Source organism: Brevundimonas sp. 'scallop', assembly GCF_011045535.1.
Classification (GTDB): domain Bacteria; phylum Pseudomonadota; class Alphaproteobacteria; order Caulobacterales; family Caulobacteraceae; genus Brevundimonas; species Brevundimonas vesicularis.
Genome location: NZ_CP039382.1, coordinates 1,682,653 through 1,704,446, shown reverse-complemented (window position 1 = coordinate 1,704,446; position 21,794 = coordinate 1,682,653). Strand labels below are relative to the sequence as shown.

General features: G+C 61.0%; 23 protein-coding genes and 1 tRNA gene. 13 read left to right on the top strand and 11 right to left on the bottom strand.

Going from position 1 to position 21,794, the window contains the following annotated elements; all coding sequences use genetic code 11:
* Positions 1-45 precede the first annotated feature (45 nt).
* From E4341_RS08420 to E4341_RS08400, 5 genes are all read right to left on the bottom strand, one after another.
* Positions 46-1,272: an acyl-CoA dehydrogenase family protein gene (locus E4341_RS08420; RefSeq protein ID WP_165116584.1), complete on the bottom strand. Its 1,227-nt coding sequence runs from the start codon at positions 1,270-1,272 to the stop codon at positions 46-48.
* Positions 1,273-1,377: 105 nt separating this feature from the next.
* Complete coding sequence (locus tag E4341_RS08415) at positions 1,378-1,683, bottom strand: SCP2 sterol-binding domain-containing protein (RefSeq protein WP_017506191.1); 306 nt, start codon at positions 1,681-1,683, stop codon at positions 1,378-1,380.
* An 86-nt stretch (positions 1,684-1,769) separates the two neighbouring features.
* Positions 1,770-2,048: a SemiSWEET family sugar transporter gene (locus tag E4341_RS08410; RefSeq protein WP_165116582.1), complete on the bottom strand. Its 279-nt coding sequence runs from the start codon at positions 2,046-2,048 to the stop codon at positions 1,770-1,772.
* 72 nt (positions 2,049-2,120) lie between these two features.
* Complete coding sequence (locus E4341_RS08405) at positions 2,121-3,614, bottom strand: amidase (protein ID WP_165116580.1); 1,494 nt, start codon at positions 3,612-3,614, stop codon at positions 2,121-2,123.
* Positions 3,548-5,797, bottom strand: coding sequence for a S9 family peptidase (locus E4341_RS08400; RefSeq protein ID WP_165116578.1), 2,250 nt, complete (start codon positions 5,795-5,797; stop codon positions 3,548-3,550). The genes E4341_RS08405 and E4341_RS08400 overlap by 67 nt, the downstream gene beginning before the upstream one ends.
* A gap of 108 nt (positions 5,798-5,905) precedes the next feature.
* On the opposite strand from E4341_RS08400, the gene E4341_RS08395 reads away from it, so the two are divergent.
* Positions 5,906-6,733 (top strand): ferredoxin--NADP reductase, encoded by an 828-nt coding sequence (locus E4341_RS08395; RefSeq protein WP_165116576.1) that lies wholly within the window; start codon positions 5,906-5,908, stop codon positions 6,731-6,733.
* A gap of 41 nt (positions 6,734-6,774) precedes the next feature.
* A complete protein-coding gene (locus tag E4341_RS08390; RefSeq protein ID WP_055809054.1) occupies positions 6,775-7,107 on the top strand; it encodes a chorismate mutase in 333 nt (110 codons plus the stop codon).
* 214 nt (positions 7,108-7,321) lie between these two features.
* On the opposite strand, the gene E4341_RS08385 is transcribed toward E4341_RS08390, so the two are convergent.
* Positions 7,322-7,675 carry an Hpt domain-containing protein gene (locus E4341_RS08385; protein WP_055809052.1) on the bottom strand — a complete coding sequence of 118 codons (354 nt, stop codon included), beginning with the start codon at positions 7,673-7,675 and terminating at the stop codon, positions 7,322-7,324.
* Positions 7,675-9,087: an amino acid permease gene (locus tag E4341_RS08380; RefSeq protein WP_165116574.1), complete on the bottom strand. Its 1,413-nt coding sequence runs from the start codon at positions 9,085-9,087 to the stop codon at positions 7,675-7,677. Before E4341_RS08380 ends, E4341_RS08385 begins: the two co-directional genes overlap by 1 nt.
* A gap of 154 nt (positions 9,088-9,241) precedes the next feature.
* On the opposite strand from E4341_RS08380, the gene E4341_RS08375 reads away from it, so the two are divergent.
* Positions 9,242-9,317, top strand: a tRNA-Lys gene (locus E4341_RS08375).
* Positions 9,318-9,366: 49 nt separating this feature from the next.
* Here the strand turns inward: E4341_RS08375 and E4341_RS08370 are convergent.
* The gene (locus tag E4341_RS08370) at positions 9,367-10,434 is read right to left on the bottom strand and encodes a tyrosine-type recombinase/integrase (RefSeq protein ID WP_165116572.1); all 1,068 of its coding nucleotides are present in this window, start codon (positions 10,432-10,434) and stop codon (positions 9,367-9,369) included.
* Between the two features lie 193 nt (positions 10,435-10,627).
* A complete protein-coding gene (locus E4341_RS08365; protein WP_165116570.1) occupies positions 10,628-11,182 on the bottom strand; it encodes a hypothetical protein in 555 nt (184 codons plus the stop codon).
* Positions 11,183-11,592: 410 nt separating this feature from the next.
* On the opposite strand from E4341_RS08365, the gene E4341_RS08360 reads away from it, so the two are divergent.
* The 4 genes from E4341_RS08360 (at position 11,593) to E4341_RS08345 (ending at position 13,593) form a co-directional block, all read left to right on the top strand.
* A complete protein-coding gene (locus E4341_RS08360) occupies positions 11,593-12,366 on the top strand; it encodes a hypothetical protein (RefSeq protein WP_146112059.1) in 774 nt (257 codons plus the stop codon).
* A gap of 74 nt (positions 12,367-12,440) precedes the next feature.
* Positions 12,441-13,016: a site-specific integrase gene (locus E4341_RS08355; RefSeq protein ID WP_088582837.1), complete on the top strand. Its 576-nt coding sequence runs from the start codon at positions 12,441-12,443 to the stop codon at positions 13,014-13,016.
* Entirely contained in the window at positions 13,013-13,231 is a 219-nt protein-coding gene (locus E4341_RS08350) for a hypothetical protein (RefSeq protein WP_088582836.1), read from the top strand. The genes E4341_RS08355 and E4341_RS08350 overlap by 4 nt, the downstream gene beginning before the upstream one ends.
* A 29-nt stretch (positions 13,232-13,260) precedes the next feature.
* A complete protein-coding gene (locus E4341_RS08345; protein ID WP_088582835.1) occupies positions 13,261-13,593 on the top strand; it encodes a DUF3768 domain-containing protein in 333 nt (110 codons plus the stop codon).
* 114 nt (positions 13,594-13,707) lie between these two features.
* Here the strand turns inward: E4341_RS08345 and E4341_RS08340 are convergent, their stop codons facing one another.
* Positions 13,708-13,992: a helix-turn-helix domain-containing protein gene (locus E4341_RS08340; RefSeq protein ID WP_088582834.1), complete on the bottom strand. Its 285-nt coding sequence runs from the start codon at positions 13,990-13,992 to the stop codon at positions 13,708-13,710.
* A gap of 94 nt (positions 13,993-14,086) precedes the next feature.
* Here E4341_RS08340 and E4341_RS08335 point away from each other — a divergent pair, with 94 nt between their 5' ends.
* The 6 genes from E4341_RS08335 (at position 14,087) to E4341_RS08310 (ending at position 21,110) form a co-directional block, all read left to right on the top strand.
* Positions 14,087-15,376 carry an energy transducer TonB gene (locus E4341_RS08335; protein ID WP_088582833.1) on the top strand — a complete coding sequence of 430 codons (1,290 nt, stop codon included), beginning with the start codon at positions 14,087-14,089 and terminating at the stop codon, positions 15,374-15,376.
* Positions 15,373-15,771 (top strand): iron-containing alcohol dehydrogenase family protein, encoded by a 399-nt coding sequence (locus E4341_RS08330; RefSeq protein WP_165116568.1) that lies wholly within the window; start codon positions 15,373-15,375, stop codon positions 15,769-15,771. The genes E4341_RS08335 and E4341_RS08330 overlap by 4 nt, the downstream gene beginning before the upstream one ends.
* 491 nt (positions 15,772-16,262) lie before the next feature.
* Complete coding sequence (locus E4341_RS08325) at positions 16,263-17,168, top strand: hypothetical protein (protein ID WP_165116566.1); 906 nt, start codon at positions 16,263-16,265, stop codon at positions 17,166-17,168.
* On the top strand, positions 17,168-17,581 hold the full coding sequence (locus tag E4341_RS08320; RefSeq protein ID WP_165116564.1) for a hypothetical protein: 414 nt from the start codon (positions 17,168-17,170) through the stop codon (positions 17,579-17,581). The genes E4341_RS08325 and E4341_RS08320 overlap by 1 nt, the downstream gene beginning before the upstream one ends.
* Before the next feature lie 1,376 nt (positions 17,582-18,957).
* Positions 18,958-19,365 (top strand): hypothetical protein, encoded by a 408-nt coding sequence (locus tag E4341_RS08315; RefSeq protein ID WP_165116562.1) that lies wholly within the window; start codon positions 18,958-18,960, stop codon positions 19,363-19,365.
* 1,241 nt (positions 19,366-20,606) lie between these two features.
* Entirely contained in the window at positions 20,607-21,110 is a 504-nt protein-coding gene (locus E4341_RS08310; RefSeq protein ID WP_039248899.1) for a ferritin-like domain-containing protein, read from the top strand.
* A 107-nt stretch (positions 21,111-21,217) separates the two neighbouring features.
* On the opposite strand, the gene E4341_RS15670 is transcribed toward E4341_RS08310, so the two are convergent.
* The gene (locus E4341_RS15670; RefSeq protein ID WP_165116560.1) at positions 21,218-21,685 is read right to left on the bottom strand and encodes a mechanosensitive ion channel family protein; all 468 of its coding nucleotides are present in this window, start codon (positions 21,683-21,685) and stop codon (positions 21,218-21,220) included.
* Positions 21,686-21,794: the final 109 nt, after the last annotated feature.

Here is a 21,794-nt window from a genome sequence, read left to right as displayed (position 1 = left end):
CAACAAGACCAAGGTTCCCAAGCACTTGGCGTTCGGGATCACATATCAGCGCATCGGGCGGCCGCCATGTTTGGCGTATTCCAACCGCGCAATGGTGCGATTATGGACTTCGTCCGGGCCGTCGGCGATGCGCAAGGTGCGGACACCCGCGTAAAGCTCAGCTAGGGGCGTGTCGCCCGAGACTCCGGCGCCGCCGAACGCCTGAATGGCGTCGTCGATGATCTGCAAAGCCATCTTCGGCGCGGCGACTTTGATCTGGGCGATCTCGGAGCGCGCGTTCTTGGCTCCCGCCTGATCCATCATCCAAGCCGCCTTTAGCACCAACAGGCGACACATCTCGATGTTGGTGCGCGCCTCCGCGACGCGCTGTTCCCAGACCGAGTGTTCCGCCAACTGCTTCTTGAACGCCGTCCGGTTCAGCAGCCGCGTCACCATCAGCTCCAGCGCCCGCTCGGCCGCACCGATGGTGCGCATGCAGTGGTGAATGCGGCCCGGGCCAAGCCGCCCTTGGGCGATCTCGAAGCCCCTGCCCTCGCCCGCGATCAGGTTCTCGACCGGCACGCGGACGTTCTCCAACACGACCTCGGCATGGCCGATCGGCTTTTCGTCATAGCCGAACACCGACAGCATCCGCTCGACGCGGAAGCCAGGCGTATTTGCCGGCACGATGATCTGCGACTGCTGGGCGTGGGATGCGGCGTCGGGGTCAGTCTTGCCCATGACGATCGTCACGGCCAGGTTCGGATGGCCCATGTTGGTTGACCACCACTTGCGGCCGTTAATGACATAGTGGTCGCCGTCCCGCTCGATCCGGGTCTGGATGTTGGTGGCGTCGGACGAGGCGACCTCAGGCTCGGTCATCAGGAAGGCCGAACGGATTTCGCCGGCCATCAGGGGCTTCAGCCAGCGCGCCTGCTGCTCGGCGTTCCCGTACATATGGAGCACCTCCATATTGCCGGTGTCGGGGGCGTTGCAGTTGAACACCTCGGCCGACCACAGATGCCGCCCCATCATCTCGGCCAGCGGCGCGTATTCCAGATTGGTCAGACCCGCCCCCCCATTCTCACCTTCATGGGCGCCGGGCAGGAACATATTCCACAGCCCGGCCTCTTTCGCGGCCGCCTTCATCGTCTCCATGACCGGCGGCTGACGGTTCGAATCTTCGCGCACCTGGGCGAAATATTCAGCTTCGCGCGGGATCACCTGCTCGTCCAGGAAGCGACGGACGCGGGCGTGCCAATCCAGGGCGCGGTCGGAATGTTTGAAGTCCATGTCGTTTCCTCTTTCCCGTTCGCGCCTCTGCCGGACGCTCGATACGAAAACGGCGCGGCCCCTGGTCGGGAGCCGCGCCGCCATAACTGGTCGTTCAGACCGGCATCAGCGCTTCAGCAGCGGAGCCAGCTTCTGTGCGATCATCATGTCGCCGGCGATCTTCAGCTTGCCCTGCATGAAGGCCATCATCGGGTCCAGCTTGCCTTCCGACAGAGCCATGAAGTCATCCCACTTCATCGAGACGGTGGCGTCGGCGGGCTTGTCCTCGTTCGTGACCGTATTGGGGGTCGAAGCGCCGTCGATGTAGATCTTGCCCTCGTCGCCGAGGTCGAGCTTGACGGTCTTGCCGAGGCCGGAGTTGTCGCCGACGGCGCCGCGGATGTGTTCGGTGACTTGTGCGAGATCGGGCATTGGGGGCGTCTCCCTGTTGGACGTTGTGAACTACGGGTTAGCCCGCATCGGCGGGGGCGCCAAGATCACGTCGGGGAAAGGTCTGATCACTTCTCCGGATCGCCGTCGCGGAACCGCCATTTCATCACCAGCACGCCCGACGCCATCACCAGCGCGCAGGCGTTGGCGACCGTGACAGGCCAGGCCTGCGTCATGACGCCATAGACGACCCACAGCACGAAACAGGTCACGGTCAGGGAGTAGGTCTTCAAGCTGACCGACGACGCGTCGCGCTCCTTCCAAATCTTGACCGCCTGAGGCGCGAAGCTGGTGATCGAGCAGATCGCAGCCGCCGAGCCGACGATATTGGCGACAAGATCGCTCATGCCGCGATCGTCGACATGACGTTGAGGCTAAATCTGCACATGCCGCACTCTCAGCGGCCGCCCCAAGGGATGTCAGCGTCGAACGCCAGGCGGCGGCCGTCTGGCCTGGGTCACCTGTTCGAAGGCGTAACCCAGCGAAAGGATGCGCGCATCGTCCCACTTCCCGCCGAGGAAGCTGATTCCCACCGGCATTCCCCGATCAAAGCCCATCGGCACGGTCAGGTGCGGATAGCCAGCGACGGCGGCCAATCGGCTGGCCGATCCCTGCATATCGTCGTCGTCCTTGGCATCGTTGGTCCAGGCCCGTGAAGTAGTGGGCGCGATCAGTGCGATCACGTTATTATCCTTCATCAGTCGATCGATGCCCTCCGGACCCGCCAGCCGAAGCGACGTCGCGCGCGCCTCCAGATAGTCTGCGTCCGTCAAATCCCCCATCGCCTGGGCTCGCTCGAAGGTGTCCTGACCGAACAGCACCGTCTCGCGCGGTTCGGCGGCGTTGAAGGCGATGACGTCGGCCAGGGTGCGGGTGCGGACCTGCTGCGGGTCGGTCGAGGCCAGATAGGCGTTCAGATCGTGCTTCAGCTCATAGAGCAGCACCTTGAACTCAGCCCCGCCGATGGCGCGACCATCCGGTCCCTCGGGCAGATCGACCAGGACGGCGCCGGCATCGCGCAGGGCCTTCAGGTTCTGCTCGAACACCGCCTCAGTTTCGGGCGAATAGCCTTTCAGAAACCGCATCACCCCGATCCGCGCACCGCGCACGGCGTTCGCGTCCAGCCTGGCGGCGTAATCGACCTTGCGCGCATCGGCCTCTACCGTGGCCGGATCGGCCGGATCGGACCCGGCGATGACGGTCAGCACCTTGGCCGCATCCCTGACGGTCGTCGCCATCGGTCCGGCCGTGTCCTGCGAATGGCTGATCGGCACGATGTGGGTGCGCGGGACCAAGCCCACGGTCGGTTTGAACCCGACCACGCCGTTGACCGACGCCGGGCAGGTGATCGACCCGTCCGTCTCCGTTCCGATGGCGACGGGCGTCAGCCCCAGCGCCACCGCCGCCCCGCTGCCGGACGACGATCCACAGGGCGTGCGCATGGGATCATAGGGGTTCAGCGTCTGCCCGCCGACAGCGCTCCAGCCGCTGATCGAGTCCGACGAGCGGATATTGGCCCATTCTGACAGATTGGTCTTGCCGACGATCACGGCTCCTGCGGCGCGCAGTCGCGCGACCAACGGCGCGTCGCGTCCCGGCGCATTGTTCGCCAGCGCCAACGATCCGGCGGTGGTCGGCATGTCCGCCGTCTCGATATTGTCCTTCAGAAGGATCGGCATGCCGGAAATCGCAGACACGCCCCGGCTGGGTGATGTCGCGGTCCAGACCAGCACCGAATGGGCGCTGTCGTTCGCCCGCCCCGCCGCGACCACGGCGGATGCAGTTGGACAGGCGCCCTGCCCGGTCGCGCAGCCCGCAAGGGCCAGCGCGACCGCAGCCGCCGGAATCAATCGGCCTTGGGTTCGGCCCGCTTGCCGATCGTGCGGTCCAGGAAGTCGAGATAGGTGCGCCATTGTTGCAGTTGCCTCGGATCGCCGCGGACGCCGTGCCGCTGGCCGGGATAGAGCATCATCTCGAACGGCACGCTCTTGGCCTGCAAGGCGTCGATGACGCGCGTCGCATTGCCGAAGATGACGTTGTCGTCGGCCATGCCGTGCAGCAGCAGCAGCCGCCCCGTCATGTCATCCAGCCGCGGCAGGACGTCGGTGGCGGCATAGCCCTCCGGATTGGCCTGGGGCGTGGACATATACCGTTCGGTATAGTGAGTGTCGTACAGGCTCCATTCCGTCGGCGCCGCGCCCGCCAGAGCCGAGGCCAGGCCGGCGTCCTTGTCCGTCAGTGTCAGCAGGCTGAGGAAGCCGCCGAAGCTCCAGCCCATCACCGCGATATGGTCGGCATCGACGTAAGGCAGGGTCTTCAGCCATTGCGCGGCCCGGGCCTGATCCTCGACCGCCGGAATGCCCAGACGGCGATAGATGCTGGTCTCGAACGCCTGCGACCGGTCGCCTTCGCCGCGATTGTCGACGCGGAACACGATGTAGCCCGCCTCGGTCAGCAGTTGGTTGGTCAGCGGCTGCCAGCTCTTCTGCACGCCCGCCCCGGTGCCGGGGCCGCCATAGACCTGCATCACCACCGGATACTTCTTGGACGGATCGAAGTCGGGCGGCGTGGTCATGCGCCACACCAGGCTCTGGCCGTGGCTCTGCATCGTGCCGAACTCGGGCGTGCGCAGGCGTGAGACGTAAGGGGCAAACGGATGGGTGGCGTCGAGCTTGTTCTCTTCGATCCAGCGCACGCGCGTGCCGTCGATGCGATAAAGCGCCGACTGCGTCGGGGTCGCCGGATCCGAATAGTTGCCGACATAGGCCGTCGCCGGCCCGTTCACCGACACCGTCCACCAGCCACCGCCCGGCGTCACCGCGACCGGATCGACCGTGCGGTTCAGGTTGGCGCGGAACATCTGCTGCTCGATCGGCAGTTCCTTGCCGTCGCGCATCGAGGCGGTGAAATAAACATCGCCGGTCTGTTCGTTGACGCCGTCCAGATGTTTGACCGGATAGTCGCCGCGCGTGATGGCCCGCAGGCGACGCCCGTTGCGGTCGTACAGATACAGGTGCCGCCAGCCTGAATCCTCATTGGACCAGATGAACCGGCCGTCAGACAGGACGCGGAAGTCGTCGTTCAGATCGACCCAGGCCTGCGCCTTCTGGCTCAGGATCACGCGTGACGCGCCGGTCGTCGGATCGACGCTCAGCAGGTCCAAAGTCTTCTGGTCGCGCGACTGACGCTGGACATACAGGGTCTTGCCATCGCCGGACCAGTTCACCCGCGCCAGATAGATGTCGGTATTGGATCCCAGGTCCACCTTGACCCGTCCCCCGCCCTGCAGGTCGCGCACATAAAGTTCGACCACCGCATTGGGCCGGCCCGCGCGAGGATAGCGTTGCTCCACCATCGTCGCGCCGCCGCCGGTGATCTCGAAACGCGGCACGATATCGACCGGGCTCTCGTCCACGCGCGTCATGGCGATGTAGCGCTCGTCGGGGCTCCACCAGTATCCGGTGTCGCGATCCATCTCCTCTTGGGCGATGAACTCGGCCGTGGCCCAGGTGATCAGACCCGAGCCGTCGTCGGTGATCGGCGTCTCCTTGCCGCTCGCCAGATCATAGACGACCAGATTCTGATCCCGGACATAGGAAACGTAGGTGCCCTTCGGCGACACCTTGGCGTCGATCTCGTCGGCGGGCGTCTCAGTCAGGCGGCGCACCTTGCCGTCCACGCGATTCGCCAGGAAAATGTCGCCTTCCAGCGGCGCCAGGATGTAGCGGCCCTGCTGGTCCCACGAATATTCGACCACGCCGCGCGCGCTGATCCGCATCCGCTCGCGTCGGGCCTTTTCGGCCTCCGACAGTTCGCCGGCGTCGGGAACCAGCGCCCGTGCGTCGATCAGCTTGTAGGGTTCGCCCTCACCCGTCGGCGCGGCCCACAGGTCCTGCACATCCACATTGTCCTCGCGCGAGCGCAGGAAGGCGACCAACTGGCCGTCAGGCGACAGGCTGACCCCCTTGGCCACCGGCCCGTTCAGGCTGGGGCTGGAAAACACCCGCTCGGGCGTCAGGATGTTGGAGGGCGTCTCCTGCGCAAGCGCCGAACTGGCGGACAGGAGGATGGTCGAGGCGAGAAGAAGGGTGCGCATGGGTCGGGACGCTAGCGGTGCTTCTGCAAGTCGTCACGAGGAAATGTCGTCGCCGGCTGAAAGGCTTGTCCTTCCCTGCGAGGGGTTCTCAGATTAGAGAGACGCACAATGACAGACGCCGCCCTCTCCCCCGCCCCCGTGAAAGCCAGTCCGTTTAACGAGCTGGAGGTTCTGTGGGTGCGCCACTGGACCGACAGCCTGTTCAGCTTCGGCGTCAAACGACCCGAGGATTTTCGCTTCCGCTCGGGCGAGTTCGTGATGATCGGCCTGCCCGGCGAAGCCAAAGACGGTGTACCGGGAAAGCCTGTCCTGCGCGCCTATTCCATCGCCAGCCCCTGCTGGGCCGAGGAGCTGGAGTTCTTCTCGATCAAGGTCGCCGACGGCCCCCTGACCTCGCGCCTGCAGAAGATACAGCCCGGCGACACCGTCCTGATGGGCAAGAAGCCGACCGGCACTCTGGTGCTGGACGCCCTGACCGGCGGCGAGCGCCTGTTCCTGATCGGCACCGGCACGGGTTTGGCGCCCTGGCTCAGCGTCGCACGCGACCCAGAGACCTATTCCCGCTTCGGCCATGTCTATGTGATCCACACGGTCCGCAGCGTCGCCGACCTCGCCTACCGCGACTTCTTCACCCGCGAGATCCACGACGACCCCCTGATTGGGGAAGAGGCGCAGGCGCAACTGACCTACTACCCCACCGTCACCCGTGAGGACTTCGAGACGCCCGGCCGCATCACCGACCGCATCAAGTCCGGCGACTTCTTCCGCGATTTGGGCCTGCCCAAAGGGTTCGACCCCGCCCGCGACCGCGCCATGCTGTGCGGCTCCATGGCCATGATCAAGGAAGCCGGCGAACTGCTGGAGACCTATGGCCTGAAGGAAGGCTCCAACGCCGAACCGGCGGACTATGTGCTAGAGCGGGCCTTCGTTGGTTGACGGCCTTGGCTTGGGCCGCCTGACCCGCTAACCCGACGCCCATGTCAAAGCCTGCTCTTGTCGCCGTCGATGCGCGCGTCGATCCCGCCGAATGCCAGTCGATGGCCGAAGTCCGTCAGGGCGTCGACGCCCTGGACCGCGCTCTGGTCGCCCTGCTGGCCGAGCGCCAGCGCTACATGGACGCCGCCGCCCGCATCAAGCCCGACCGCGACGCCGTCTTCGACCAGGCCCGCATCGACGACGTGGTCGCCAAGGTGCTGGTCTCGGCCGAGGCCCACAACCTGTCGCCCGACATCGCCGAACCCGTCTGGCGCCTGCTCATCGACCGCTGCATCGCCCACGAGTTCGCCACCTACGACCGGACTCGCAGCTAGGACGGCGCACGCCTGCCATCCTATCCGCGAAAAAAGTTCGGCCTAGTTTGAACCGATTAGATCGCAGCAGCGTCAATCACCCCGCCGCTCTTCCAGGGCGCCGTATAATGGGCGTCCGGTCTTTGACATCGCGACGCGCCTCGCCTGCCGAAATTGCACTTTCTTGTATTTTGCACGCGTTTTCGGAGTGCAGTGCAATTTCATCCGCTTCGCCTCAGCCCTTGAGACCGCGCAGCATCAGTTCGTGCCGATAGGCCGCGACATCGGCCAGCGCCGCTTGCAGAGCATCGCGCACCCGCTCAACCGCCGGCGCGGCCAGCTTCTGATCCACCGCTTCCGCCTCGGCGCAGATCGCCGCCAGGTCTCGCGCGCCGATGCCCGCCGCCGCGCCTCGGATCGTATGGACCCCGTCGCGCCAGCCCTCGACCTTGGGATCCAGCATGACGGACCACAGGCCGGCCTGATTGACGAACAGGCCCAACACCTCCTCATTGACGGCGTCGTCCCCGCCCGTCATGCCGTTCAGCACGGCGAAATCGACGGCGCCCGTCAGATCACGCAACGCCATCAGGCCGCCGTCTCCTCACCCTTGGCAAGGCGGGAGTTCCGCGAGGACCACAGCAGATAGATCGCCACGCCGACCACGTTCCAGACCACGAAGCCGATCTGCGTCACCGGCTTCAGGCTCAGGAAGAAGACGATACATCCGATCACGCTGACCGCTCCAACGACCGGCCATAGCGGCGCCTTGAACACCCTCTTGCGACCCGGCTCGCGGATGCGCAGCACGATCAGGCAAACCCCGACCGAGCAGAAGGCCGCCAGCGTCCCGGCGTTGGCCAGCGACGCCAGTTCGTCCAGCGGCAACAACCCCGCCAGAATCGCCACGACGATGGCGGTGAACACAGTCACCACCGCCGGCACGCCCCGGCTCGATACCTTGGCCAGGCGACGCGGCAGCAGGCCATCGCGCGCCATGCCCAGGAAGATGCGGCTTTGCCCGAACAGGAAGGCCAACAGCACGGTCGGAAGCGCGATCACCGCCGCCGCCGCGATCCACTGGGCCGCCGTCCCCTGCCCCATCTGACGCAGAATCAGGGCCAGCGGCTCGGGGCTGCTGGCGAAGGTCGCGACAGGTCGCGCGCCGATGGCTGCGGCCGCAACGACCAGATACAGCGCCGTACAGATCAGCATGGAGCCGACGATGCCGATGGCCAGGTCACGTTCGGGCTTCTTGGTCTCTTCCGCCGCCGTCGAAATGGCGTCGAAACCATAGAAGGCGAAGAAGATGATCGCCGCCGCGGCCATCACCCCCGTCTGAACGAACGGGGCTCCGAAGCCGTTGGGCATGAAGGGCGTGAAATGCTCGGGCTTGAACGCTGGCAGGGCGATGGCGACGAAGACCACCAAGGCCGCGATCTTGATCAGTACCAGCACCGCGTTCAGCGTCGCGCTCTCCTTGGTGCCCAAGAGCAGCAGGCCCGTCACCACTCCGATGATGGCAACGGCCGGCAGGTTTATGATGCCCCCCGCATGCGGCCCAGCGACCAACGCCGTCGGCAAATCGATCCCCAGCCCGCTAAGGAAACCGACCGCATAGCCGGACCAGCCCACCGCCACGGCGCTGACGACCAGCGAATATTCCAGGATCAGACTCCACCCCACGATCCAGGCGATCAACTCACCCAGCACCGCATAGGAATAGGTGTAGGCGCTGCCCGCCGTCGGCATCATGGTCGACAGCTCGGCATAGGCCAGAGCCGCGCAGGCGCAGACCAGTCCCGCAAGGCCAAAGCTGATCAACACGGCCGGGCCCGCCAACCCCGCCCCCACCCCGATCAGTGTCAAAATGCCGGTGCCGACGATCGCCCCGACGCCCAGGGCCAGCAGGTGCGGCCAGCTCAACGTCGGCTTCAGCCGCGGTCCGTCGTGCGGCGCCATCATGGTGTCGATCGATCGACGCCGGTTCCAGAAGGCCATGATGTTCGCTCCCCCGCCGCTTGCCGCGGCTGATTCCACGGGGACCATACTCCGTCGCAGAAAGTTTGCGAAAGCGCTTGCCAACCCCCGAACCGCTGGGTAGTAGGAGCGCCCTTCGGCAAGGCCTCGCCCCCGAAGACGCAGACGATCGGTCGGGTGATTAGCTCAGTTGGTAGAGCAGCTGACTCTTAATCAGCGGGTCGTAGGTTCGAACCCTACATCACCCACCATCGTCCCCCTTGTTTTTGCTAGAGAAAATCCCCCACCATTGGGAAGCGACTATGTGCGCTCAGCCTTAGTTGGGAAAAAAGTTGGAAAGCCCGCTCTCGCTTCGAGCTTCTTGATCGCAGACACAGCGAGCGAATGATCGCGCTTGAGATAGTGGCCATCGAGGATCGCACCGACGTCTCGCAGGCTATGGCCCGTGATCGTAGCGATCTCAGCTTCGTTGCAACCCGCCATAGCTAGACGGGTGACCGCCGTTCCGCGCAGATCGTGGAACGTGACGTCGGCGATCCCAGCTTTGGCGCAGGCCTTTCTCCACGAAGCGCGGAAACCAGATTCGGTCCAAGCCCGTCCCGCTTCGGTGGTCAAAATCGTCTCGCTGTCGCCCGTATGGATGGCGAGCGTCTCGAGGGCCGCCCTCAGAGGGGCGCCGACAGGGATCGCCACTCGCGCTCTTGTTTTGCGCTGCTTGAGCCGAATGACATCGCCATCATAGTCGCTCCAGCTCAGCCGCAGCAGATCCCCCTGCCGTTGCCCGGTCCATAACGCGAGAAGCAACGCTAGTTGAAGATGGCGAGGGGCCTGCGCCAGGAAGGTCGCTTCATCATGGTCGGTCCAGACATTATCCCGTCGCGTCGCACGATAGACGCGCCCTTGTCGCTCCAATGGATTGAAAGGGGCAAGCCCCCGGTCAACGGACCAAGACAGAGCGCGCGCGAAGACGGTGAACCGGTAGTCAGCTGTACGTCGCGAGCCTAACGCTAAGCGGTCGCGCCAGGATAAGAAGTCGCCCCGCACGCGCTTGTCGCTCAGCGCTGCGATAGGGAAGTCGCCGAACTCGCTGGCGATCGCTCGAAGATGCTTTTTGTAATCTGTGCGCGTACGTTCGGCGAGACTGCGGAAGTCTGATGAAGACTCATAGGCGTCCAGTAGGGCGACGAGGGTATCGGACGGCTTGCGCCTACGGTCGGCGAGGGCCGCGTTGTAGTTTTCCATAAACTCGGCAGAGCCCAGCTCGCCCTCGATGCGCGGACCGCCCTTCCAAGCGTAGTAGTAGATGACCTTCGTTCCGTCGGCGCGCGTCTTGCGCACGACGTTGAGCCCTTTCAGCTTAATGCGCACCCCGCTTAGCCTTCCACTGATCATACGCACTTAGGGCGGGCTCTACGGTCACCCCGCCCTTTGAGATGCGGATCACGCCGTCAGGCATTATCTCGACGCTGGTCGCGTCGAACCCCGCTTCATTGGCCCCTTTCAGGGCGCGCGCCACATCCGCCTTTGTGAATCTTGTTGAAGCCCTTGGCATTATCGCCCCCTACTCAACGATCGTGATCATGCGGCTGCGCGCGCCGAACAGGGTCGCGAGCTCTTCGAGCCGATCATCAGCAATCAGGGCCTGCTCCGCCCGCAGATAGACGAGCTGGACACAGAGATTGAGATTGATGGTTATGAGACCATCGAGCCAGCGATCCTGCCCGAGGGCTTCCTGGATGCTTTGCAGCTCGCTCGCGATGTCACTCGCTGATCCAACCAACGGAAACTGGTCGTCGGCGACAAGCGTCGTCTCTGCGATGCCGAAAGAGGTCACCACGCCGAGATAGATGGGATCGGTAGACTTGCGGTCGTTCTCGCTCGCGCGCTCGATGGCCACGTCGAAATAGAGATCGACCCACGCACGCGCGTTATTCTTTTTAACGCCACATCGCGCCAATGCGACCGCCGCCTCAAAGGCGATGGCGTCCTCAACCGTGAAATTCTGCCACCCCGAACCAGGAGACCGCCCACGCATCGGGACATGTTTACGGGCCTTGAGAAGATTGAAGGCCTCCTCGCTCAACCCCACCAACTTCACTAGCTGCGATCTGCGCATGCCTTGCTTCTCCGTTTAAGGACGAAAGGTATCATGCTGATATAACAATATCAATCGGATATTTTTTGAACGCGGCCGGCTCAGCTCGGCGCTTTTTACATTCCTTTTCAATACGTTATTGACATTCCAGCAAATCTATGGTATCATGGATTGTTAGCCAAACACATCGAGATCAGTCCATGCTCAGCGAAATGCGCGGCTCACGGCCGGCGCGGATCGTGAGCATTCACGTCAAAGGCTCCCCCGCCACACGCCCCCGATCGACCGAGCTTCGCCTCGACTTTATGGTCACAATCATGCGCGCCATTCGGCGCCGGGGGTGGCGCGCCCTCGACGCCATCGTCTTCCCCGCTGGCTACCTTCGAACGGCAGACTGGCTCGCTCCGGCTCCAACCACACTCAGACGCGCGATGATCGACGCATCTGTCGGCGACATCTGCGTCCAGGCCGTTCGTAAGCTCAGTGAAGGGTCGCCCGGGTGCGTCATCGTGACAGGGATCGACACCAACCGGTTCCGCCCGTGGGGGTTTCGAGGAGACCAGGCTCTAGCGGCATTCAATCAGGATGGCTGTCTCGCGGTCGTCCGAAAAATCTTCCCGACAGATGGCGATACCAATGAATATGGTCGTGCCCCGTATCTCTTGGACCATGAGGATGCTCTCACCGAAGATCGTTTTCTGCCGCTCCCCAACGGCGACATCGCGATGCTGTGCCTCTGCTACGACAGCTTCGTCTTCTCCGAACTTGCGCTAGGCCCAACGACCAAGCTGCGAGCCATGCGATACAAGACGGCCGTTCCAGATGGATGGGACGACCTGACGCCAACGGAATCGTGGCTCTGGCTTTCAGACCTTTACCACCGAATTCGCACTCATTGGCCCCGCGTGCTCCTCAACCCTATCCACGGGTTCGACGCCCCCGGTCGGGAAGTCCTTTGGCATCGTCACGGGCTCGCATGCGCCAGCAGCTTCCTCGGCGGCGGCTTAGCAATCGGGGCAGCGCATTATCAAAGAACGCTACCAACCGAGGGCTTCGCCATGCTGGCGGCTACACGGGCGCCGCCGGAGCAACTCGGGCTCGCGAACTTTCGAACGGCCTACACGCATGCCCCGACAGATAGCTTCAGCGTTCGGGGCAGCGGCCGTCGCCCGATGAACGCATTTATTCAGCTCCACGAGGGCTGACTTCGACAGCTCTTACCACCCTGCCCCCGCGCCCCAAGCGCGGGGGCATTTTTGCATGCCCAGAAAGGAACTTCATGGCCGGCAGACAAGCAAAGATCCTCACCAGCGGCGAGCTTCGGCGACTGCTCGCACACACTCGGCGCTCCCCGACCCCAGAGCGAGATCGCGTCATCGTGCTACTCTCGGTCCGCGCCGGGTTGAGAGCCTGCGAGATCGCGGGGTTGGACTGGTCCATGGTCACGGACGCTAGAGGTCAAGTGTCGAACATCATCGAGCTTAGAGACGCGATCGCTAAGAAGGGATCCGGCCGTCGCATTCCCATCCATCCAGAACTCAGTCAGGCCCTGGTCAAGCTGGCCCCAAAGGCACTACGCATAGGGCCGGTCGTGCGCTCGCTAAGAGGCGGAGGGATGCGCGCAAACAGTATCGTCAACTGGTTCAGCTGCGCATTTCACGCCATTGGCGCGGACGGCTGTTCGTCGCACTCTGGACGGCGCACGTTCGTAACCGCCGCAGCAAAAGCAGCGCACCGCGCCGGCGCAAGCCTCAGGGATGTCCAACTTTTAGCCGGGCATCAGTCGATCGAGACGACGCAACGCTACATCGATGGCGATAGTCGCGCGCAACATCGATTGGTGCACACGCTGTGACCCGCTCGCTTTCTGAGCTGATCGACCCAGTCACGATCGCCATCCATTCCATCGCGTTAGACCCCCAACTAGAAATTGCGGGTATCGATCTCGATGGTGGCCATTCGGTGCGAGTGACAATTGAAACCACTGCGTTGGCTGATTTTCCGCGTCAGCTTTCCCAATCGAACGGGCTTGTGCTCGTTCTCACGCTGATGGCGCTGGATCGAATCTAGCGTCTTCGCCGCAAAAGGCATTTCCTAAAATGACAGACGAAAAGACTGCGCGCATTCGCGAGCTGAACGATCAACTGCGCGCGTCCGGCCAAGGCGGGCTGATTCTTGTAACGCGAGGGCTGTTGGAATTCGGTTTTCCCTTCGCCGCTCAGGTTCGCGCTGCGATCGCGCGAGAAACCAACTTTCCCGCTGGTAACGACCCTTATAACGAGCACGATTTCGGCGCGATCGATATCGAGGGCAACCGTGTCCTCTGGAAAATCGATTATTACGATCTGGATCGTCGATATGCCTCTGACGATCCGTCAGATCCAAACATCACCCAGCGCGTCATGACCATTATGCTGGCTGATGAGTACTAAGCGCCCCTCAGACCCATCTAGATGTGTTCCTGATCCATCTAAACGGCTTTTAGATCGGTCAACTGGGCCCAATTCTCGTTTTTCCCCAAAAGCTGTTGTGGGGATTATGTGGTCCTATTCGGCGCTTTTTGGTTCACCGACACGCGTCGCGACCATTGGGATCTTGGAAAGCTCACCAAGACCTACAAGCAGCCGGCCCGCGTCAATGTTTAGGGCGTCAGCCAACTTCAGAAACTGAATAACGTTGAGACGGACCCGTTCGGATTCAAATTTTCCGATCCAGGAGTGATCGACGCCCAGCCGCTCGGCCAACTGGCGCTGGCTTAAACCGGCAGCAATTCTGGCCTCCACAAGCCGCCTGACGAGCTCTCGGTGAGGCTCGGAAAAAGCGACGTTCATCGGGGGAAGAACTCAACCATCCCCTTCTCGCTAGACCCCGCCCAGGTTGCTGCTAAAAGAGCAGCAACCTGGGCGACCTTTGATAGGATTTCACATGACCCGGCTTCCGCCGGCGGCCCTATTGGCTGCCATTCCCCTTTCGGCCTGCATCCCGCAATCGCCGGAGCAGGTCTGCGCATCGCCCCAAGTTCACCAGGATGTCATTTCTGTCCTGATCGCCAATCTCGGTGACTATCGTCTTCTTCTTGGAGATGGCGTTGACGCCGCTATCGCCCGGCGCTCTGACATCGCAGAGATCATCGCAGACGAGATCCAGTTCGCAGATATCGCCGTCGAAGGGCGAGATCCGCAGATCAAACGTGTCAGCTGTTCAACCACTGTCTCCCCTGCTTCAGGCGATGGTCAGAGCTATCGGTTGGAGTTCACGCGCCAGAAGGAAGCTGGAGGCCGCGAGTATCTCTATACCACATCGATTTCGGATGGATCTGGTAGCCGGCAGACAACGTCCTCTGTCCCAGACGTTTGGTTCTTCGAGCTGGTCGCCAAAGCGACAAAGCGCCTTAGACGAGCCGGGGAAGCGACGGATGCGGCGCAGCCCGCCGATGATCAAGGCAGGATATCCGATCCCTACTCCAGCGACCAAACGCTCTTCGAGCGCGGAGGTTTGAAGTTGGTCAGCAACAATGAGGAGAACGACGTCTTCTGCATTGGATGCGAAGGGTCGCGAAGCCGTCGCGCACTGCGGTTGGGGCTCGTTTATTTCACGCAGGCCTGGGGTGACTTTGTGTTGTTGACCCAAAATACCGGCAATGCCGCAGGCGGAGGGACGACCTATGCGGTCAACCTCAAGACGATGAAGATTAACGATCTCCAAACAAACTCAGGCGCCGGCCCCACGTTTGAGTTCGAGCGATCTGACGGGGGAGTGATAATCGAGGTTTCCCAAAGCGGTCGAAAGCGAAGGCTTGTCCTGGTCCCGGCTACGGCTAGCCCTCAAAGGCCCGAGACAGACCCCGCCCCATCTGAGAGATCCTCACCTCGCTCTGAAGACGCAATCCCTTCGCTAAATCACGACGTCTCAAGACCGAGCGCGTCGCAGCCCCCAACCTTCACGCCTGCATCCTGGATTTCCCAGCCAAAGCCTACCATGCCTCAACGCGCGATAGATGCAGGCGTAACTGGCGCGGCGCTACTGCAGTGCACAGTTACAACCAACGGTCGTCTGGCCGATTGCGGGGCGCTCTGGGAAAGCCCACCGCGATATGGATTAGGTCCCGCAGCCGTCGCAGGAGCGTTATCATCCGGGAGACTGCGACCTGCCATGTCGGGCAATGATCCCGTGCCTTCAACCATCCGTTTCCATGTGACGTTTGCGGCTCAATGACCATGATCATTACAACACTGGCTTCGGCCCTGATTGCGGCTTCCTTTGCCCCGACCGAAATGGCTTCCCAGGCAGTCGCTGGATCTAAGAGTCGTCCAAGCTCGATCTCTGAGCATCTTCTTTCAGAGTATCGTTCGGTCTGTAACGGCACCAATCCGCGAGGCGGACTTAATCGTATCAATGACCAAGATGAAGACCGCGACGTCCGAAAACGGTTCGGCTGGACACTAGTGCGAATGGCTGTGTCTTTGGAACGCGGGCCTGAGCACGTTATTCTGACAAAAGAGGATCGAGAGTGCTTTGTCACGCTGATCGAGCGTTTACATCAGGAGGATATGCTCGACGGTTTAGCGGAGCAACTTGACCAAGACCGGCTTGACAACGAGCAACACTAATCCCCCCCCATGCCTGATATCATTCCATTCATTCAGGACTGTGATCCAACAGCTTCCCCTCCCTTTGATTGTTCGCGATCAACATGCGTTTGGGACGTACGACGAGGAAAACAGCCTGGAGATGACCTCAGGGTAGAATAGGGAAATCGCCTCAGGGCGAGCAAGGGTCAGGCGGTCGAGATTACGTCGGCTTACTCGATACATTTGCCCCGCGCCAAGATGCCTCACCAGTCTGTATGGGCCGAGGTAGGGTGAGCGGCGGATGGATTAGGTTTGGCGACCACGCAACACGCTTCTCAGGATGCGAAGCGCATCGCGAAAACTCCGACAGGTTGATGTGAGTGGCAACGGTGGTCACCCAATCGAATCTCAGCGTCGCTTTAGGGCGAACTGCCGGACCGACAGCGCGCAGTAACCCAAGCACAGTGTGATCTGGACAACGCCGGCTTGTCGCGCGATAATGTTGCTTTAAGCAACATTCCAGGTGATGAATGCCCCCTAAAAGCACGCTTCGGAAGCGACAGCGAAACCAAGCGGTTCGTATCGGCGCAGCCAGACGAGAGAAGATAGAGAAGGCTTGTACACGTCCCGACATTACGCCAGACGACGCCAAGCGGCTACTCGCCGACGCGGACCCTGCTGATTTTCAACAGTGGTTGGAACAGGTAGCCGAGCTTACTACCAGCCGCCTCGCCCTCCAGGAACGCCGCAAGAAGAGCCTTCAGCTCGCCCTCGCCTATCAAGCCCTCCTCCGCCTCGATAGCTTCACAACCGAAGAGCGCGTGACGGTCGTAGAAAGTTTGATGCGGCAACTCGAAGCGCTCGATCGAGCAGGGCCTCCGGATAGGCGGGGCGGTAAAGTCAAAAACGCCGACCCGACGACGGTGATCCTAAAAAGCCTTGCCCTTTATCGAGTCGACGATCCCAGCCATCGAGCGACGCTGAGCAAAGACAAAGCTTTGCTAATTTTCGCCAAGCGTCAGTCAATACCATCTGCTGAGTTCGAGTCGGCCATCCCTCGACTGCGGAAGGAAATGTCCGCCGCAAAAAGCACGAGGGCTAAGCACGAAACGTCAGCGCCCGCAGCATCGACCCTCAACAGCGCGGCTTCACACTCTGCGCCGTTCATCAACGGAGCCGCCGCGAAGGCAATATCCAATTCGGCGACTACCGCTGGAGGGCGCACCACGAGAGTTCGCGGACTCAAAAAGCTGAAGCATCCAGGGGTCTACCTCGCCATCATTGAGGTCGATCCCGACGGAGACGTAGGAATCCGGACACCGTCACGCGCTTTCGGCGAAACCAACCGAATGAAGATGATGAAAAAATCAGACGTAAAAGAGGTGATGAGTGATGCAACCACGGTTCTCACTGACTTCGTGAATAGGAGATCATAATGCGTCGACAATACGAGGCCTGGCTGACGGAATTCGACCCTGATCTGTTCATGACACTCGGCGCGAATAGACCCGTCTCAAAAGAAATGATGGATCGGACCGCACGTGAATTTTTTAATCGCGTGCATAGAAAGGGCCTCGGGCCACGCTGGTCAAAAAGGCCAGATTGCGACCGAGGACACGCCATCGGATTTCTCGAACATCCGCTGACGAATACCCACTTGCACTTAGCTGTCAGGGCCCCGGACCCGATCCAGGACATCATCGTCAACGGCGGCGAGATTTGGAAAGGAATTTTATCGGGCGGCCACTTCTACGCCGGTCGAGCCGAAAATCCGGAAGCCATCGCGCGCTACGTAACCAAGGATTTCTGGAAGCTTGGTCCGGATGCAGCAGTCTTTCTCTACGCGTAAAATCGCGAAAATAAGCAAACTGTAATTTGATGGTGAGCGAACTATGACGACCCGGGGCGAAGCGAGGCTCCCCCGGCGAGTAAGGACCTCTCCCCGACAGGGTGGCGCATCGCCAGAAATTTGTCTGATTGAGGATCAAGGGCTTCAAAAGCTTCTTGAGCGAGTTAAGACTTTCATCTCCACGGTGCACATTTCGAGAGCTTGTGCTCCAGCACCAACATCTAGAACTTAGCCAGTCGCACAAGAAGAAGTGTTACCCCGGAGGGGGCATACGTCTAACAATATGGCTGATTAGGCCCCCAGCAAAATGGGCTGAGCGATCGAACTGAGTCGTCGACCATCGGGAACTGGGTTGCCGCTCGTAACCACCAGGCCAACCAGACCAGATTTAGATCCATGGAATGGGACGCGTAGGTCCGAGGGAAGAACTGACGCGACTCAGTCGGATCGGCCATATCATAGGGCTGATTGCAAGGTACGACGGTCGAAACCGGTGTCGCTTTAGGTCGCGTGATGACAGGCCAGCACGATCGAAATCGGCAGAGAAATAGGCACTGCACGTCGCCATGAAGCGGCTTGACGTGTCTCTGTTTGTCTAGCCCCTGACAATCTTTGCACGACGCGACGCAGCAGGTTCGAAGAGGTCATAAACGTCGCGCCCTTAGCCGGAAACGGCCAAACCTGTTTCCAGAACCGGGGACGGTGGATTGAGCACATTGTGGGTATGTCTGAATCTTCGAGGCGGGCTTTATCTATATCCCCAGGAACGTTGAGATCGATGGCCAGGGAATTTTCAGCATCGATGAACACACGCTGATGTGAATGCAAGCGGCTGATAAAAATGCAGCCCGCACAGCCTTGAAGAAGGCATACTCGCTGCCTGCTCATCTGACTTGAATCCACACCTCATCAAGCGGACTCTTGTTCGAACATCGATCAAACCAAAACGGCATGCAATCGACTGGACCATCTAATGCACTTGATCGCGCAAAGCTTCATTGATGATGCGGCGTGAGACTTTCATTGACCGCGACGAAAAAGGCCAAGCATCAAATTGGAAGCTGAAAGCCTTCCAAATTGCCGGGCCCCTGCAACAATAGTCCCACTTTCGTTTTCAGACCGCGTGGTCATAGCGTGTACTCGACGTAATTTCGGACGTCTAACGCTAAGCTGCATCCAAGACATCCAATTCAAGCCCGCCCCTCAGGACCGAGACCCGTCAACTTACACACCACTACGTCTAAATCACCAAAGCACTTTTGAACTGTAAATATTATATAATCGGCTTTGTTATTGATCGATAGAGTTGATTAAAACGCGCCTCATGGGCGCTAATTTTACAATTGCTTCAAACGACCTTCAAAGGAAACCAACGCATGACAAAATCAACGCGAGAGAGTGCAAGCCGCGGTGCTGAAAAGTTAACGCCGGGACTAAAGTTCCGACCCCCTACCCCTCTTTTCGAGGCTCGGACCTATTGCGGCTCGGAGCACCACTTGAGAGGTTTTGAGATAAACAAACGTGGATCCGCAAATGACAAAGAAATAGATAAAACCCAGAGGAAGCAAATTTACAAATTGATAGACCAGCTTCATGATGAAGGGATATCGGCAAGCAGCATCGTCATCGCGTTGCTAGATTGCGCGGTTGATCTTACCGCTGCGTATCTTCCAAACGAAGGCAAGGCGTATACGCCGTTTGTGGAGGCTACCGCCCACCTTTTCAATCATTACGCTGCAGTCGGGGTGTCTGACATTGACACACCATGGGATTTGTACGGATGAAATCCTATGCCTGAAGGCAACAGAATGCTTTTGTGAACGTGGTATAGACGGGGCTTAAACTGGTAAGCCCCGTCTTTAGCATTTGACACCAATCCCACTCTATTCGGTCCATCAAAGGCGCCTACGACCCTATATTGCTATACGATACGAAAGTGCGACTCATATCGGACATCGGGCTGGTGTGACTTCGACCACACCTGGAATGTTCACAGCGCCTGCCCCGGCGCGTAAAACGGGCCGATGCGGTTGGATTTTTCCCCGCATCAGTGGGTTTGTCTGGATCTACACTTAGACAGGCCTGCGCCGGCTTTGCGCCAGGAACGACCGTTTTTATTCACCCAGAAAGGCGAGCTTCGAGTGCTCGACCAAGCAACGAAAATCGGATCTGTGCGTCCCGCGCGGCGGCGATGCTGGGTCATTTGTAGACTATCGCCAGACCGTAGATTCGGAGATCCGCGCCCCTTGCCATCTCAACAACTCGCGTTACGTTAAAGGCATCCGGGAGGGAATAACCGGGCAGGCCCGTTCCGAACCTTCAGTGGCTCAGGGGCGGGCCGAACTTGGTTTTGACCGCTGCGGCGAGTCTGTTTCGACAAAATTACAGGCCCTCCCCCCCTACCAACGCCGGCTGACATGACCATGCGTTAAGGCTAAGCTGGCGCGTCGCGGCTCATGCCCGAACTGCGTCAGGCGGCCTGGCTGGGCGAGGACATCATCGGCCAGGCCGCATTACCGCCCTTGAGGGCTGCGATGGATGGAGTGGCACTGGATCGGAACGCAATGCGGGTCCACCAGATGTTCGCTGCCAGCCTCGCCGATGGGCAGCAGTCGCTGGCGGGTTGTTCTTTCCCGGGACGACATATCCGGGCAGATCGCAAACACAGCTCCCGTCAGCAGTCATGAAAAGGAGCGTGGCGCTTTCGAATTCCTTGGCGGCTTGCTGGGCAAGCCCGCTTCGCCTGCGACGGCGCCCGGGAGAGGGTGAATGGTTGGCCGCAGGCGGCGGTTTCCGTGTCGGCCGAGGGACGCGGTCAGGTGGGGCGGTCGGCCGGCCTCGTCGTTCACTGGAAGCGGACTCGTCGGAAGTTGCGCAGAACCGTGTCGGACGCGGCCCGCTGGTGCTCGCGGCGGTCGAGACCTGCGCCTGCGTCCGCCTACCCGCCTGCCCTGCGAACAGGAACCAATAGAGCCGCCTGCCCTTTTTGCTGGGCGCGCTAGGCGCATCATCAGGAGTTTGCACCATGGCCGAGAAAACCCTCGACACCCTGTTCCACGACACGCTTAAGGACATTTATTATGCCGAAAGGAAGATCCTGAAGTCTCTGCCGAAGATGGCCCGGGCCGCGCAGTCCCCCAAGCTAAAGGCCGCCTTCGAAAAGCACAAGGATCAAACCGAAGGCCAGATCGAACGCCTGCAGCAGGTGTTCGAGATCATCGGCAAGGCTCCCCGCGGCAAGACCTGCGACGCAATCGAAGGCATCCTTGCCGAGGGGGACGAGATCATGGAGGAGTACAAGGACACAGCTGCGCTCGACGCAGGCCTGCTGGCCGCGGCCCAGGCCGTGGAACACTATGAAATCACGCGCTACGGCACGCTTAAGCGCTGGGCGCTGGTGCTGGGTCTTGAGGACGCCGCTGCCCTGCTAGACGAGACGCTCGAGGAGGAGTCCCAGACCGACGAAGACCTCACCACGATCGCTGATGCTGCAGTCAACGCCGAAGCGATGCAACGCAAAGGCGCGTAGAGCCTCGAACCCCAACGGCCCCGTCGCCCAGCGACGGGGCGTCAACCGGCCGCCGCAACTGACGCTTTAACAATGGCTGGCAGGGGCGGCGGATCCGATGCAGTGACTCAAGCCCCGGGCGCCGGTTCCAGTGGCGTCCGCTCTTCGTCGGGAGAGACCTTCGCGAGGCCTGGCCTGTTTATCGTAACCTGATGAGGATAGGGGAAGCTCAACCCATGCGCCTCCAGGGTCTCCTTGATCGCCTTGGTCAGGTCGAACCGCGCATCGACATAGTCATCGGAGCTTGCCCAGCAGCGCAGGGTCACATTGACGGCGTTGTCCCCCAAACTGGTGACCTTGGCCCAGGGCGGCGGATCGTTCAGGACGCTTTGATTTGCCTGGGCGCACTCGATCAGGAGCCGCAAGGCCGTGTTCAGATCGTCGTCGTCATCGACGCCGAAGACGAGTTCGATGCGTCGATGGCCGGACTGGCTCATGTTGACGATCATCTCGCCGAACACCTTGCCGTTGGGCAGGTAGAGGGTCAGTCCGTCGAAATCGACGACCGTCGTGTTGAAAAGGTCGAGATCGACCACCTTCCTGTCGCCCGTTGAGCTCGACCTTGTCGCCGACCCGATAGGGTCTCAACAGGACAATCATCTCCCCGGGGGCGACGTTGCCCAGTGTGCCCTGGAGCGCCAGCCC

What these genes read in the sequence shown, in the direction of transcription:
- E4341_RS08420 (WP_165116584.1), bottom strand. Translation starts at nt 1,272, where the DNA reads ATGGACTTCAAACATTCCGACCGCGCCCTGGATTGGCACGCCCGCGTC.
- E4341_RS08415 (WP_017506191.1), bottom strand. Translation starts at nt 1,683, where the DNA reads ATGCCCGATCTCGCACAAGTCACCGAACACATCCGCGGCGCCGTCGGC.
- E4341_RS08410 (WP_165116582.1), bottom strand. Translation starts at nt 2,048, where the DNA reads ATGAGCGATCTTGTCGCCAATATCGTCGGCTCGGCGGCTGCGATCTGC.
- E4341_RS08405 (WP_165116580.1), bottom strand. Translation starts at nt 3,614, where the DNA reads ATGGCGCACCTATCTCGACTTCCTGGACCGCACGATCGGCAAGCGGGC.
- E4341_RS08400 (WP_165116578.1), bottom strand. Translation starts at nt 5,797, where the DNA reads ATGCGCACCCTTCTTCTCGCCTCGACCATCCTCCTGTCCGCCAGTTCG.
- E4341_RS08395 (WP_165116576.1), top strand. Translation starts at nt 5,906, where the DNA reads ATGACAGACGCCGCCCTCTCCCCCGCCCCCGTGAAAGCCAGTCCGTTT.
- E4341_RS08390 (WP_055809054.1), top strand. Translation starts at nt 6,775, where the DNA reads ATGTCAAAGCCTGCTCTTGTCGCCGTCGATGCGCGCGTCGATCCCGCC.
- E4341_RS08385 (WP_055809052.1), bottom strand. Translation starts at nt 7,675, where the DNA reads ATGGCGTTGCGTGATCTGACGGGCGCCGTCGATTTCGCCGTGCTGAAC.
- E4341_RS08380 (WP_165116574.1), bottom strand. Translation starts at nt 9,087, where the DNA reads ATGGCCTTCTGGAACCGGCGTCGATCGATCGACACCATGATGGCGCCG.
- E4341_RS08365 (WP_165116570.1), bottom strand. Translation starts at nt 11,182, where the DNA reads ATGCGCAGATCGCAGCTAGTGAAGTTGGTGGGGTTGAGCGAGGAGGCC.
- E4341_RS08360 (WP_146112059.1), top strand. Translation starts at nt 11,593, where the DNA reads ATGATCGACGCATCTGTCGGCGACATCTGCGTCCAGGCCGTTCGTAAG.
- E4341_RS08355 (WP_088582837.1), top strand. Translation starts at nt 12,441, where the DNA reads ATGGCCGGCAGACAAGCAAAGATCCTCACCAGCGGCGAGCTTCGGCGA.
- E4341_RS08345 (WP_088582835.1), top strand. Translation starts at nt 13,261, where the DNA reads ATGACAGACGAAAAGACTGCGCGCATTCGCGAGCTGAACGATCAACTG.
- E4341_RS08340 (WP_088582834.1), bottom strand. Translation starts at nt 13,992, where the DNA reads ATGAACGTCGCTTTTTCCGAGCCTCACCGAGAGCTCGTCAGGCGGCTT.
- E4341_RS08335 (WP_088582833.1), top strand. Translation starts at nt 14,087, where the DNA reads ATGACCCGGCTTCCGCCGGCGGCCCTATTGGCTGCCATTCCCCTTTCG.
- E4341_RS08330 (WP_165116568.1), top strand. Translation starts at nt 15,373, where the DNA reads ATGACCATGATCATTACAACACTGGCTTCGGCCCTGATTGCGGCTTCC.
- E4341_RS08325 (WP_165116566.1), top strand. Translation starts at nt 16,263, where the DNA reads ATGCCCCCTAAAAGCACGCTTCGGAAGCGACAGCGAAACCAAGCGGTT.
- E4341_RS08320 (WP_165116564.1), top strand. Translation starts at nt 17,168, where the DNA reads ATGCGTCGACAATACGAGGCCTGGCTGACGGAATTCGACCCTGATCTG.
- E4341_RS08315 (WP_165116562.1), top strand. Translation starts at nt 18,958, where the DNA reads ATGACAAAATCAACGCGAGAGAGTGCAAGCCGCGGTGCTGAAAAGTTA.
- E4341_RS08310 (WP_039248899.1), top strand. Translation starts at nt 20,607, where the DNA reads ATGGCCGAGAAAACCCTCGACACCCTGTTCCACGACACGCTTAAGGAC.